Here is a 12,719-nt window from a genome sequence, read left to right as displayed (position 1 = left end):
CAGACTGCCAAAGAAAAAACGTCCTGACACGAAAAAATTTTTTCAGAAAAATCTTGACAAGCCACCGGAAATATGATACAATAAAAAAGCCGCATGCGTCCGGGTCAAAAAGCATTTTGATGCACCCATCGCAGCGAGTTTTTGTAAAAGGCAGGTGCCAGATATCATGTACGCAGTAATTGAAACCGGCGGAAAGCAGTATCAGGTAAAGGCAAACGACACGCTCTTTATCGAAAAGCTGAACGTAGAGGCAGAGGACAGCATTGTATTTGACAAGGTTGTTGCAGTTGGCGGCGAGGACGGTCTGAAGATCGGTAATCCGTATGTAGACGGTGCTTCTGTTCGTGCCAAGGTCATCAAGAATGGCAAGGCAAAGAAGATCACAGTTATGACCTACAAGCCGAAGAAGGGCGAGAAGAAGAAGCAGGGTCACAGACAGCCCTATACCCAGGTGCAGATCGAAGCCATCGAGGCATAATGATTTCCGCACGTTTTTTCTATGCAGGGGAGCACTGCACGGGCTGTTCCGTTGAGGGACATGCGGGCTATGCAGAAGAAGGTGCAGACATTGTCTGTGCAAGCGTTTCTTCCGCAGTGCAGACAGTTGCCAATCTCATGACGGAGATATATCATCTCCCGGTTTCCGCAGAGGAAGAGGAGAAAACAGCGGCAATTGTACTCCGGCTGGACAAACCGGATGTTTCCGGAAATGCAGACCGGCTCTTTGCTGGACTGGAATTACAGTTCCAGCTGCTTGCAGAGGCTTATCCCGCGTATATCCAATTGAAACACATGGAGGTGTAAAGTTATGTTGCGCATTAGTATGCAGTTTTTTGCACATAAGAAAGGTTCCGGTTCTACTAAGAACGGCCGTGATTCTGAGTCCAAGCGTCTGGGCGTAAAGCGTGCAGACGGTCAGTTTGTAAAGGCTGGCAACATTCTGGTTCGCCAGAGAGGTACCCACATTCATCCGGGTGAGGGCGTTGGCATCGGTTCTGATGACACACTGTTCGCTATGGTAGATGGTACCGTAAAGTTTGAGCGTGTTGGCCGTGACCGCAAGAAGGTCAGCGTATACGCTGCTCAGTAACTGACAGCTTTTGCTGTTTTACGTGAAGAACGACAGGAAATCCCGAGCCGCACGCTTGGGATTTTTTGATAGAAGGTCACCTCTAAAAACCCGCTCACCCGTCATCTGCGGCGCATCTTTACGCCATCTTTCCTTGCGAAAAAACTTGAAATACATCGAGTATTCCTGCGTTTTTTCACAAGGGGATCTGTCGCGAATCTGCACCGCATCTGACGGATTCGGGGTTTTTCAGAGATGCCCAGAATTTTATGAATGCCGAAAACAGGAAGGAGACGAAAAGCTATGTTTGTGGATCAGGCTCGCATTACCATCAAAGCAGGTGACGGCGGTGACGGTGCCGTATCGTTTCACCGGGAAAAATATGTGGCAGCCGGCGGCCCCGACGGCGGTGACGGCGGAAAGGGCGGCGATATCGTCTTTCAGGTGGACGATAACTTCTCTACGCTGATTGATTTTCGCTATAAGCGGAAGTATACCGCCCAGCGCGGCGAAAACGGCGGCGCACGCAACTGCACCGGAAAAAGCGCACCGGATCTCATTATCCGTGTGCCCCGGGGTACTGTGGTACGTGAAACAAAGACCGGCCGCATCATGGCGGATCTCTCCACCGATGAACCCCAGATCCTCGCCAAGGGCGGCAGAGGCGGCAAGGGCAATATTCACTTTGCCACTTCCACACGGCAGATCCCACGGTTCGCAAAGCCGGGCTTTCCGGGCGAAAGCTTTGACGTGACCCTGGAACTAAAGCTCTTGGCAGACGTGGGACTGGTGGGCTTCCCCAATGTGGGAAAATCCACGCTGATTTCTGTCGTCAGTGCTGCAAAACCCAAGATTGCCAACTATCACTTCACCACCCTGACTCCGGTATTGGGCATGGTGCGTGTGGCGGAGGAGCAGTCTTTTGTCATGGCGGATATCCCCGGTCTGATCGAGGGCGCCAGCGACGGTGTAGGACTGGGACACGATTTCCTGCGCCATGTGGAGCGCTGCCGGCTGATTCTGCATGTGGTGGATGTCTCCGGCTCTGAGGGACGTGACCCCATCCAGGATTACGAGACCATTCAGGGTGAACTGGAACAGTTCCGGACGGAACTGGCAGAGCGTCCCCAGATCGTGGTGGCGAATAAGTGCGATATGGCAGAGCCGGAACAGATCGAACGGTTCCGCAGCTATATTGAGGAAAAGGGACTGCCCTTCTATGAGATCTCTGCGGCGACTACAGCCGGTACAGCAGAACTGGTACAGGCAACGGCAGCAATGCTGCAAACGCTGCCGCCTATTCTGCAATACGAACCGGAGGCGCCCACCCAGGAGGAACTGGCGGAAAATGCCCACGGTCAGTTCGAGATTGAAGTGGAAGACGGTGTGTACTATGTCCATGCGCCCTGGCTGGAACCCATTCTGCGGACAGTCAACATGGACGACTATTCGTCTTTGCAGTACTTCCAGCGTGTACTCCGCAGCAGCGGTATCATTGATGCGCTGGAGGAAAAGGGAATCCAGGAGGGCGATGGCGTCGATATCCTGGGATTCGAATTCGACTTTGTGCCGTAAGGAGGCTGAACATTGATGCAGCCTGGTATCACAGCGTCTCAGGCGAGACAATACAGTCCCCTGGCATTGGCGTTTCTGGGGGACAGCGTCTATGAGGTCATGGTGCGGGAACGGCTCTTGCTGGAGGCGAACCAGCCGGCGGCAAAGCTGCACGTGAAAAAGGTGCAGCTGGTCTGTGCGGAATTCCAGGCGCAGGCAGCCGACCGTATTCTGTCCCGGCTGACGGAGGATGAGCTTGGGGTGTACAAGCGAGGCAGAAATGCCAACAATACGGTTCCGCGCCATACAGCGGCGCAGGATTATCATAAGGCAACAGGACTGGAAGCACTGTTCGGTTATCTGCACCTGATGGGCGCAGAGCAGCGGCTTGCGGAACTGTTTGCTGTGTGTATAGAAGATGCGATGTCATCCATATAAGGAAAGCGCAATGTAGTGCATTGTCACGCCTAAAGCTTTACTTTCTGTCTGGAAATCAGAAACGTAGGGCGGGGGCTTGCTCCCGCCGGATTTATCTGAAACCTCCAGTTTATAACAATATAAAGTTTTAGTTGAGACTGCGTAGTAGGTGCGAACCGTGTTCGCCCGTTATTGCAAGTTATCTTGTTGAAAGAAACGATATGGATGTAACTGAAAAAGAGGAGTGTTTGCAATATGTCAGGACATTCGAAGTGGAATAATATCAAGCGGAAAAAAGAGGCGACCGATGCCGCAAAGGGAAAGATCTTCACAAAGATCGGCAGAGAGATCACCGTCTGCGTGAAAGAGGGCGGCCCGGATCCCAACACCAATTCCAAGCTGCGGGATCTCATTGCAAAGGCAAAGTCCAACAATGTGCCCAACGACAACATTGAGCGTGTCATCAAGAAAGCGGCAGGCGAGGGTGACAAGAACAACTACGAAACCATCGTCTATGAGGGATATGGTCCCAGCGGCGTGGCTGTGATCGTAGAGTGCCTGACCGACAACAAGAACCGGACTGCCGGCGATGTACGCCATTATTTCGACAAGTTCGGCGGCAATCTGGGCACACCGGGCTGCGTATCTTTCATGTTCAGCGAAAAAGGTATGGTAGTACTGGAAAATACCGGTCTGGACGAGGATCAGGTCATGGAGGACTGCTTCGAGTTTGATGCAGACGATTTCTCTATGGAGGACGAGGACGTGATCGAGGTATCCTGCGCACCCTCTGCACTGAGCGGACTGCGTGAGGGTCTGACTGCAAAGGGCTACAATGTGCTTTCTGCGGAAGTCATGCAGATTCCGGCAACGTATACCACCCTGGAGGATGAGGATGCCATCAAGAAGATGAACCTTCTGCTGGAACAGCTGGAGGACAATGACGACGTACAGAATGTATATCATAACTGGAATATGCCGGAAGAGGACTAATGGCATCTGACAGTGGGATGGGCGTATCCGGTTTCGCCACGGGCGGCGCTGGGTGCGCTTTTTTGTCGGGAGATATTTTTTGAATATTGGGCATCTCTAAAAACCCCGAATCCGTCAGATGTGGTGCAGATTTGCGACAGATTCCCTTTCGAAAAAACGCAGGAATACTCGATGTATTTCAAGTTTTTTCGCAAGGGAAGATGGCGTAAAAATGTGCCGCAGATGACGGGTGAGCGGGTTTTTAGAGGTGACCTATTGGGGTTCAGATGAAAAACTTCTGTTTTCAAGGAAATTGTAGGGGCGAACTGTGTTCGCCGGTTAGATGATTTTCGAAAATCTGCGGACGAAGGCAGTATCCACTACTGGGTGAAACAAAAATAAAAAGAAAAGCAATAGAGAAAAGTATGACGTTATAGCAGAACACAAGAGCTGTTATTTGACGAGGAAGAAATCGTAGAAAGGGAGTAACATGCAATTTCAAGAACTAAACCTATCCGCACCGCTGCTGGAGGCAGTGGCGCAGCTGGACTTTACAGAAATGACAGAGATTCAGGAAAAAACCATCCCGCTGCTGCTGGAGGGCAAGGATGTCATCGGCAAATCCAACACCGGTACCGGGAAAACCGCCGCATTCAGCATTCCCATTCTGGAGCAGATGCAGCCGAAGGACTGCGATCATGTCTGCGCTCTGATTCTCTGTCCCACCAGAGAACTTGCCATGCAGGCGTGTGATGAGATCCGGAAATTTGCCCGGTTCAAAAAGCACGTGCGCCCGGTTGCCGTCTATGGCGGTGCCAGTATGGACAGACAGATTCACCAGTTGAAAAACGGTGCAAATCTGGTAGTGGGTACGCCGGGACGTGTGCTGGATCACCTCCGCCGCCGTACACTGAAGCTGGATCAGCTGCAAACCATCGTGCTGGACGAGGCGGACGAAATGCTGAACATGGGTTTCCGGGAGGATATCGAAGCGGTACTGGCGCAGGTTCCCGAGCAGCGCCAGACGGTGCTGTTTTCCGCAACCATGCCCCCGGCGATTCTGGCAATCACCAAACAATACCAGAAAGACCCGGTGCTGGTACAGATCCAGAGTGCACACCGGACGGTGGATGCCATCGCCCAGTACTATGTCAGCGTACCTATGGGACGCAAAACCGATGCCTTACAGCTGCTCCTGCTGGCGAAGCAGCCCAATTCCACCATGATTTTCTGCAATACGAAAAAGACTGTGGACGAGCTGACAGAAGCCCTGTGTCTCCGGGGATTTCCGGCGGTGGGACTCCATGGGGATATGAAACAGCTCCAGCGTACCCAGGTCATGAACGGTTTCAAAAGTGGCAGAAGTACCATTCTGATCGCAACGGATGTGGCAGCACGTGGTATTGATGTCAAGGGCGTAGATGCCGTGTTCAACTACGACCTGCCCCAGGATCACGAGTACTATATCCACCGCATCGGCAGAACGGGACGTGCCGGAAAGACTGGTACGGCGTACAATATTCTCAGTGGTCGTAAGCAGGAGATGGAACTGCGTGACATTTCCCGCTATACCAAGGCGGATATCACGGAAATTGCCGTGCCCACTTCCAAGGAACTGCGGGCGCTGGCAGTGGATTCAGAACGGGAGAGACTGCTGGCATTGTCGGAGACGGAGGTTTCCGAAGAGGCTATGGCATTGACGGAAACACTGCTGGAGCAGGGGGATTCCGCAAAGCATATTCTGGCGGCAATGGTACAGCAGCGCCTGGAAGAGGCAACGAAAAATCTGCCCACTTTCGATGTGCCGAAGCCCATCCGCAAGGGTAAGCGTGCCGGAGCAAAGACTGTGCGTGTGCACATCAATGCCGGACGAAAAGACCGGATGGCGCCCAATTTTATCCTGGGCGCACTGGTGGAAGCTACAGGTATGGCAGGCAACGAGTTCGGGAAAATCGACATTCACGATCAGTTCACCACGGTGGAAGTGCCTGAGGCAGAATTGGACTTTGTAGTGGATGCCATGCAAAATGAGAAGATCAACGGCAAGCAGGTGGCTGTGCGGAAGTATGAGGAACGTGACAGCGGCTATGGTTATCGCCGGGAGGATTCCCGGAACCGGGGCAGAAATGGCGGTCAGCGGCGTTCGTCCCGGCATGGATATACCCAGAGTCCCTGGAACGGTGGGTATAACCGGAAGCGGCGGAAGGGGTAAGCTGAAGGATATCCATGAAAAACTATGATAACCACTTGACAACCCCATCAAAATCAGCTATACTATAAGAGAAGAGAGCACACCGATAGGCGGTCGCTCCCAAGTTAAGTAGTTTAGAAATAACCGCTCACGTTGGCAAGCTGGGGCGGTTATTTCCTTTTATTGCTGTTTTGAAAAATCACAATGACTTGACAAACGACCATCAACAGAGTGAGAAACTCCATCCATGTCATAACAATCACTCCCTTCCGGGAGCGTGGATTGACCGCCTACCGCTGTATGGTATGCTCTCTGCATTCTATTTTATCACAAATTCTGACAGATGTCAAACCAAAACCGGCTTCCCCCGAAACAGGAGAAAGCCGGTTTTCCATATCTGATTCCGTTTATTGCACGCAAATCTTTCCGTCAATCATGACCAGCCAGGGGTCGCACAGGAGATCCAGGGGATCGCCCCGGTACAGCTGCAAATCCGCATCCATGCCCACGGCAATGCTGCCCACACGCTCCTCTACGCCGAGAATTTCCGCAGCACCGGCGGTAATGGCATAGATGGCGTCCTCCCGGGACATGCCGCCTTTCACCGCAAGCGCCGCCGTGGTGGACAGATACTGGATTGGTATCACCGGGTGGTCTGTGCAAAGTGCCACTTTTACGCCGGCATTATGCAGCAGTGCCGGGTTCTGAATAGTAAGCTTCTGCATCTCCGGCTTGCACCGGTCGCAGAGGGTCGGCCCGGCAATCACAGGCACCTGTTCCTCCGCCAGAATGTCTGCGATCTCATAGCCCTCTGTGCCGTGCACAATGACATAATCCAGGTGGAATTCCTTTGCAATGCGGATGGCTGTGCAAATATCATCCGCCCGATGGCAGTGGAAATGGGCTTTCACATCCCGTTCCAGCACAGGCAGCAATGCCTCGGATTTGGCATCATAGTCCGGCATATGCTCGTCCGGATCGCTTTCTGCAAAGTCCAGTTCCTGCTGATATCGCTGGGCTTTGGACAGTCCCTCCCGGATCATCGCCGCTGTTGCCATGCGTGTGATGGGCGTTTCGTCCCGGTCATTGTAGACGCTTTTGGGATTCTCTCCCAGAGCAAATTTCATGCCCGTACCGATCAGCATCCGGTCTGTCATACGCCCGGCTGTCTTGAGAATTGCCATGGTGCCGCCGCAGGTGTTAGCACTGCCCGGAGAAGTCATGACTGTGGTCACGCCGGCAGCACGTGCCTCCTCAAAGCAGCGATCCAGAGGATTCACGCCGTCAATGACACGCAGATGGGGTGTAAAGGGATCGGTGGCTTCGTTGCAGTCATCTCCCTCAAAGGCAATGCCGTTTTCGATAATCCCCAGATGGGTGTGGGCGTCAATAAAGCCCGGCAGGAGCATCGAACCCCCGGCGTCAATGTCCTCTGGTGTAATGGTTTCTGGCGTACCAGATGATACTTCTGTGATTTTGCCGTTTTCCACGGAGACATAGCCGTTTTCAATGATACCGGCTGCGGTCTGCGTGTGTATGGCTGCGTTCCAGATCTTCATGGGGATACCTCTTTCTTTTCTATATCCATATAGAGTACAAACGGAAATAGCCGCCCCACTTCCACATAAGGCGACTACTTCGTTAGAATCCTTTTACATTGGGAGCGACCGTCTTACCGGTATGCTCTTTCTTTTTTTATTATAGCAGATTTCATGGGCTGTGTCAAGTGATTTTCGCCGGGGAAACACAAGGTCACCTCTAAAAACCCGCTCACCCGTCATCTGCGGCGCAATGGTGGAGGGGTTATCCTGAATAGTATTTGAGGAATCCTATTGCCCTCATCCCGTCAGCCCATAACTCTCATCCAGAAAATACAAGATTTCCTCTTCCGGCACAGACCCGTCCAGCAAAATGGAGATCCAGTGATTCTTATTCATGTGATATGCCGGGAAAAATCCCTTTTTCCGCAGCAGTGATCCGATTTCCAGAGGATCACATTTGACATTCAGCACATCCACTGTTCCGTCGCCGGGCAGTCCCAGCTTTTTTTCATGGACATCCAGAACGACTGCGTACCACTTGCCGTTTTCTTTATGCCGCAGGATGGCGTTGTCCGGTGATTTTTCCCATAGGTATTCCGGCTGCGTGCCGTAAGTATCCATTGCATATTGGAACAGAAACTTTCGCAAATGCAGGTCGGGTGTCATTTTGCATTCCTCCGTTTTCCGGTCATTGCAGTGACAACCAGCTTGAAAACAGTTGTATGCGGTATGACATCCCGGTTGAATGCAAAGTCCTCCCGGTGATAGTGCCGCATAATTTCTATCAGTGCGTCAAGTTTTTCCTCATCTGAAACAATTTCAACTTTGCCCTGTCCGATGACGCTTTCATATGCCATGGTACAGCTGCATGCCTGTTCGTTGATGATTAGCTGGTGACTACAGTCTGCTTCGAAGCTGACCAGGGAATTTTTTGCCATGAGGTCGTATTTTTTACCCTCGGTTGCCCCGTGAAAATACAGTGTCAGCTGCGTGCCATCCACAGTCATACCGAAATTCAGGGGCAGGATGTAGGGGTATGGCTCGTCGTGGAATGCCAGACGGCATACGTCGCATTTTTTCAGGATTGCGATCAGTTCTGGAAATGCAGTGATTTCCCGGTCGGTTCTGCGCATGGTGTGCCTCCTTGTTTTGTTGCAAACGTCCCACCGGGAAGTTTGCAAGGCGTTCCTTTGCTTGTACGGTTTCACAAGGCGGGGCGGTCTTGTTCGCCCCGCCTCGAAAAAGCTGTCGCTTTTTCTCACCACCCTCTCCGCGCGCCGAAAGTACGGCGCAGGGTGTTTCGCCGCCTGCGGGCGGCGACCAGGGACGCTGTCCCTGGACTCTGCCAGGGCTAAACGCGCCCTGGACTGCGTATGTCCGGTTTTTCATGTCAAAAGGATTTTTCTTTGCTATCGGGAATTATTCTTATTCCAGGCTGACAATTGTCACGCCGTCCTCACCCTCGCCGAATGTGCCCAGTCGGAAGGATTTCACATATTTCAGCTGTTTCAGCCGCTGGTGAATGGCTTTGCGCAGCTGTCCCGTGCCCTTGCCGTGAATGATCGTCACTGTGGCAATATGGGACATCACTGCCCGGTCAAGAAAAGCGTCCATCTGATAAACACCTTCGTCACAGGTGCAGCCCCGGATATCCAGTTCCATGGTACCACGCCGTGCCGCCTGTGCGGAAACACGTCCGGCGGAGCTGCGCTGTTTCTGCTGACTTTTCTGCTTTTCTTCTACGCCGGCAACCAAACGCAGCTTGCCTACTGGTGCCTTGGTGCGCATAGCGCCCATTTGCAGGAATACCATGCCGTTTTTGTCGGGCTTTCCGGCGACGACTGCCTTTTGCTTTGTATCCGCCATAAGCACTGTGTCGCCCACCTGTAATTCTCTGGGGAGTACATAGTCCTCATCTGCCGTATCCGTCACCGGATTCGCCGTTTCGTACATCTTCCGGAATCCACGCTTCACATGTCCCTTTGCGCCGATCACATCCTCCGCAAAGGATGCTTTTTCTTTTTCCTTGCGCAGCTGTTCCAGTTCCGTCAGCATTTCGTTGGACTGTGCCTTTGTGGTTTCCACAATACGCATTGCCTCCAGTCGAGCCTGTTCCATAATATTTTCCCGGTCTTTTTGGGTACGCTCCAGTTCCTCCCGGAGCTTAGCCTCATTTTCCTCCGCCTGCTGTAGGGATAACCGCAGGGCATCCCGGTCGTGCTCCAGTTCTTTCCGGGTCTCCTCCAGCTTTGCCACAGCCTGTTCAAACCGGGTATTTTCCTCGCTGACCAACGTTTCTGCCTGGGTAATGATCTCTTTTGCCATACCCAGCCCCTCGCTGATGGCAAAAGCGTTGGACTTCCCGGGGGAACCGAGAATGAGCCGATAGGTGGGACGGAGTGTTTCAATGTCAAACTCACAGGATGCATTTTCCACGTCTGGCTGCTGGGTGGCATAGAGCTTCAATTCCTGATAGTGGGTGGAAACCATAAGCTTTGCGCCGTTGTCTTTCAGCCGGGCAATGATTGCCTCCGCCAGAGCCGCACCTTCTACAGGGTCAGTGCCCGAACCCAGTTCGTCCAGCAGTACCAGGGAATGTTCGTCCGCCTGTTCCAGAATGCGGATAACACTGCTCATATGCGCCGAGAACGTGGAAAGATTCTGCTCAATGCTCTGGGTATCGCCGATATCCGCCAGCACATGATCAAAGACGGAAATCTGACTTCCCTCAGCCGCCGGAATCAGCATACCGCTCATTGCCATAAGGGTCAGCAGACCGCAGGTTTTCAGGGCAACGGTCTTACCGCCGGTATTGGGACCGGTGATAATAAGCGCACGGTAAGGGTCACCCAGAGTGAAGCTGATGGGGACAGCTTTTTTATAGGGGATCAGGGGATGGCGTGCCTTTTTCAGGATGATCACGCCGTCATCTGTCAGCGTCGGTGCAAAGGCGTGCATCTGTTCCGCCAGCCGTGCCTTTGCAAAGTACAGATTCAGCTCTGCACAGACCTCGTGGTCACGGATTATGGCGTCTGCCCAGGTGCCGCATTCGGTGCACAGTTCCTCAATAATGCGCTCGATTTCCTCTGTCTCCTGGATTTCCAGCAGACGGATGTCGTTGTTGGCGTCTACCACGGCGATGGGTTCAATAAATAAGGTCTGCCCCGTTGCCGAGGTGTCATGTACCAGTCCGGGAATTTTCCCCCGGTGTTCCGCACGGACAGGCAATACAAATCTGCCGTCACGGAGTGTGACACGGTTGTCCTGTAAGCATTCCTGAATCTCCTGCCGCCGCATCATATTGTCCAGGGTGTCCCGGAGTTTCTGCCGGGAACGTCCGATCTTCCGGCGAATCTCCGCCAGCGCCGGACTTGCGGCATCGGCAATTTCCTCTTCGGAGAGAATAGAGCGGTCTAATTTTTCCAGCAGAAAGGGAACTGGTGCCAGCTGGGTGAACAAGTCGTCCAGGGAAGATTCCACCCCGGCACAGCGGTCATACCAGTCACTGAGGGACTGCACCTGCCGCAGGACAGTGGCAATTTCCAGCAGATCTTTCAGTGAGAGCCGTGCGCCGGATTTGGCACGCCGCAGTCCCATGCGCATATCCTGAAAGGCGTGGAAAGGCGGTGCGCCGAACTGAATGGAGAGACCCAGTGCATCACTGGTTTTCTCCATTTCGGCACGTGCTTCTGCAAGATCAGAGGTAGGGGTGATTGCCCTGACTTTTTCCCGTGTGATATCGTTGGCGGACAGGTTCGCCAGCATATCCAGTATTTTATGAAATTCCAGTATCTGATAATGTTGGTTCATGAGTTGTTTCCTCCATAAGCTGAGGTGGTGTTGTGATCTTGTGGTAAAATTCCAATGTATCCAGCCGCACATCCAGATGATAGCGCACGAAGCGTTCGGCGCACAGCTGGACGGCGGCAAGGTTTTCCGCACCCAGGCGGAAGTTGTACAGCCGGGTGAAATCGGCGAACACCATATGCCGCATTGCCTGCAAAGCCGGTGCACGGAGCAGGATGGGTGCATATGCCGTTTTGGGTGCTCCGCAGTCCTGACAAGAAAAACAGCCCTCTTCCACGGAGAAATAGAGCCGTTTTGGTAAAAATTCGCCGCAGCAGCGGCACATGAGCAGATCGGGCATCATACCCAGCTCTGTCATAAGGCGCAGTTCAAAAACGGGCTTCAGAAAGCCTTCCTCCCGCTGACCGTTTTCCAGATAGTGCAGGGTGTTGAGTGCCAGACGCATGACCTCGCAGTTCTCGCCGGGGTTTTGATGTTCCCGGACACTCTGCCGCAGCAGTTCGCTGAAATACATGGCAAGGCTCAGCCGGGACAGGGATTCCCGGAGCCGGTAGAAAATACGAATGGGCTCGGCGCTGTCCAGATAGAACCGGTTCTGCCGCTGCTGCACACTGAAAGTGGCATAGGAAAACAGCTGGGTAGTGGAAGTGCCCGAAGCAGAGGCTTTTTTGGCACCACGCACATAGACCTCCTGCAAGGTGTTTTTTTCGGTGAGGATATCAATGAACTTCCCACGGTCGCCCGCTGTCCGCTGTGCCAGCACCAGTCCTCGGTATGTTTCCATGCGGTTTTTTCTCCTTTGTTGTCGCCGGATCGGCATGCGGCTGTGCCAGTCCCTGTGCCTGACGATAGTGCAGATAGTCGTCCACGTGTCCGGTCAGACAAAAAATATCCCAAGCATCCATTGTGTCATACCTCCTGTTTTGGGGATAGGATTAGGATGCGCCGGATGGGTTGATTTATGGGTGGAAATGATTGGGGTGATGTGTAATGTTATGTCCGAACACAGGGTGGATTTTTCTGTAGGGGCGAACTGTGTTCGCCCGTAGTACATTGTAACGCTTAAAATTTTACTTCTTGTCTGGAAACCAGAAGCGTAAGGCGGGGGCTTGCTCCCGCCGTTCCCAAAGAACCTAAGGAGAACCCTTTGTAGGGGCGGATATCATCC

The 12,719-nt window shown here is 52.9% G+C and carries 13 protein-coding genes; 7 read left to right on the top strand and 6 right to left on the bottom strand.

Annotated features, from left to right (window positions below; genetic code table 11):
• The first annotated feature begins 166 nt into the window (after positions 1 to 166).
• From rplU to Q0418_RS09935, 7 genes are all read left to right on the top strand, one after another.
• Positions 167 to 478 (top strand): 50S ribosomal protein L21, encoded by a 312-nt coding sequence (gene rplU / locus Q0418_RS09965; protein WP_298483987.1) that lies wholly within the window; start codon positions 167 to 169, stop codon positions 476 to 478.
• A complete protein-coding gene (locus Q0418_RS09960; protein ID WP_298483986.1) occupies positions 478 to 804 on the top strand; it encodes a ribosomal-processing cysteine protease Prp in 327 nt (108 codons plus the stop codon). The genes rplU and Q0418_RS09960 overlap by 1 nt, the downstream gene beginning before the upstream one ends.
• Positions 805 to 808: 4 nt before the next feature.
• A complete protein-coding gene (gene rpmA, locus Q0418_RS09955; RefSeq protein WP_298483985.1) occupies positions 809 to 1,090 on the top strand; it encodes a 50S ribosomal protein L27 in 282 nt (93 codons plus the stop codon).
• Between the two features lie 282 nt (positions 1,091 to 1,372).
• Positions 1,373 to 2,644, top strand: a complete 1,272-nt coding sequence (gene obgE, locus Q0418_RS09950) for a GTPase ObgE (RefSeq protein ID WP_298483984.1) — start codon at positions 1,373 to 1,375, stop codon at positions 2,642 to 2,644.
• A 15-nt stretch (positions 2,645 to 2,659) separates the two neighbouring features.
• Entirely contained in the window at positions 2,660 to 3,061 is a 402-nt protein-coding gene (locus Q0418_RS09945; RefSeq protein WP_298483983.1) for a Mini-ribonuclease 3, read from the top strand.
• Positions 3,062 to 3,295: 234 nt separating this feature from the next.
• Positions 3,296 to 4,033: a YebC/PmpR family DNA-binding transcriptional regulator gene (locus Q0418_RS09940; protein WP_298483982.1), complete on the top strand. Its 738-nt coding sequence runs from the start codon at positions 3,296 to 3,298 to the stop codon at positions 4,031 to 4,033.
• 469 nt (positions 4,034 to 4,502) lie between these two features.
• A complete protein-coding gene (locus Q0418_RS09935; RefSeq protein ID WP_298483981.1) occupies positions 4,503 to 6,224 on the top strand; it encodes a DEAD/DEAH box helicase in 1,722 nt (573 codons plus the stop codon).
• 386 nt (positions 6,225 to 6,610) lie between these two features.
• Here the strand turns inward: Q0418_RS09935 and Q0418_RS09930 are convergent, their stop codons facing one another.
• From Q0418_RS09930 to Q0418_RS09905, 6 genes are all read right to left on the bottom strand, one after another.
• Positions 6,611 to 7,762 carry an amidohydrolase gene (locus Q0418_RS09930; RefSeq protein WP_298483980.1) on the bottom strand — a complete coding sequence of 384 codons (1,152 nt, stop codon included), beginning with the start codon at positions 7,760 to 7,762 and terminating at the stop codon, positions 6,611 to 6,613.
• A 279-nt stretch (positions 7,763 to 8,041) separates the two neighbouring features.
• Entirely contained in the window at positions 8,042 to 8,410 is a 369-nt protein-coding gene (locus Q0418_RS09925) for an MmcQ/YjbR family DNA-binding protein (protein ID WP_298483979.1), read from the bottom strand.
• A complete protein-coding gene (locus Q0418_RS09920) occupies positions 8,407 to 8,877 on the bottom strand; it encodes a pyridoxamine 5'-phosphate oxidase family protein (protein ID WP_298483978.1) in 471 nt (156 codons plus the stop codon). The genes Q0418_RS09925 and Q0418_RS09920 overlap by 4 nt, the downstream gene beginning before the upstream one ends.
• A gap of 292 nt (positions 8,878 to 9,169) precedes the next feature.
• Positions 9,170 to 11,554 carry an endonuclease MutS2 gene (locus tag Q0418_RS09915; protein WP_298483977.1) on the bottom strand — a complete coding sequence of 795 codons (2,385 nt, stop codon included), beginning with the start codon at positions 11,552 to 11,554 and terminating at the stop codon, positions 9,170 to 9,172.
• Entirely contained in the window at positions 11,520 to 12,335 is an 816-nt protein-coding gene (gene recO / locus Q0418_RS09910; RefSeq protein WP_298483976.1) for a DNA repair protein RecO, read from the bottom strand. The genes Q0418_RS09915 and recO overlap by 35 nt, the downstream gene beginning before the upstream one ends.
• Complete coding sequence (locus tag Q0418_RS09905) at positions 12,271 to 12,456, bottom strand: hypothetical protein (RefSeq protein WP_298483975.1); 186 nt, start codon at positions 12,454 to 12,456, stop codon at positions 12,271 to 12,273. The genes recO and Q0418_RS09905 overlap by 65 nt, the downstream gene beginning before the upstream one ends.
• Between the last annotated feature and the right edge of the window lie 263 nt (positions 12,457 to 12,719).

The sequence above is a fragment of the uncultured Ruminococcus sp. genome (assembly GCF_937915125.1).
Lineage (GTDB): Bacteria > Bacillota > Clostridia > Oscillospirales > Ruminococcaceae > Ruminococcus_C.
This window is presented reverse-complemented; position numbering and strand designations above follow the sequence as displayed.

Coding starts and splice junctions, on each gene's coding strand:
- Q0418_RS09915 (WP_298483977.1), bottom strand. CDS start 11,554: ATGAACCAACATTATCAGATACTGGAATTTCATAAAATACTGGATATG.
- Q0418_RS09935 (WP_298483981.1), top strand. CDS start 4,503: ATGCAATTTCAAGAACTAAACCTATCCGCACCGCTGCTGGAGGCAGTG.
- recO (WP_298483976.1), bottom strand. CDS start 12,335: ATGGAAACATACCGAGGACTGGTGCTGGCACAGCGGACAGCGGGCGAC.
- Q0418_RS09945 (WP_298483983.1), top strand. CDS start 2,660: ATGCAGCCTGGTATCACAGCGTCTCAGGCGAGACAATACAGTCCCCTG.
- obgE (WP_298483984.1), top strand. CDS start 1,373: ATGTTTGTGGATCAGGCTCGCATTACCATCAAAGCAGGTGACGGCGGT.
- rplU (WP_298483987.1), top strand. CDS start 167: ATGTACGCAGTAATTGAAACCGGCGGAAAGCAGTATCAGGTAAAGGCA.
- Q0418_RS09940 (WP_298483982.1), top strand. CDS start 3,296: ATGTCAGGACATTCGAAGTGGAATAATATCAAGCGGAAAAAAGAGGCG.
- Q0418_RS09960 (WP_298483986.1), top strand. CDS start 478: ATGATTTCCGCACGTTTTTTCTATGCAGGGGAGCACTGCACGGGCTGT.
- Q0418_RS09920 (WP_298483978.1), bottom strand. CDS start 8,877: ATGCGCAGAACCGACCGGGAAATCACTGCATTTCCAGAACTGATCGCA.
- Q0418_RS09905 (WP_298483975.1), bottom strand. CDS start 12,456: ATGGATGCTTGGGATATTTTTTGTCTGACCGGACACGTGGACGACTAT.
- Q0418_RS09925 (WP_298483979.1), bottom strand. CDS start 8,410: ATGACACCCGACCTGCATTTGCGAAAGTTTCTGTTCCAATATGCAATG.
- Q0418_RS09930 (WP_298483980.1), bottom strand. CDS start 7,762: ATGAAGATCTGGAACGCAGCCATACACACGCAGACCGCAGCCGGTATC.
- rpmA (WP_298483985.1), top strand. CDS start 809: ATGTTGCGCATTAGTATGCAGTTTTTTGCACATAAGAAAGGTTCCGGT.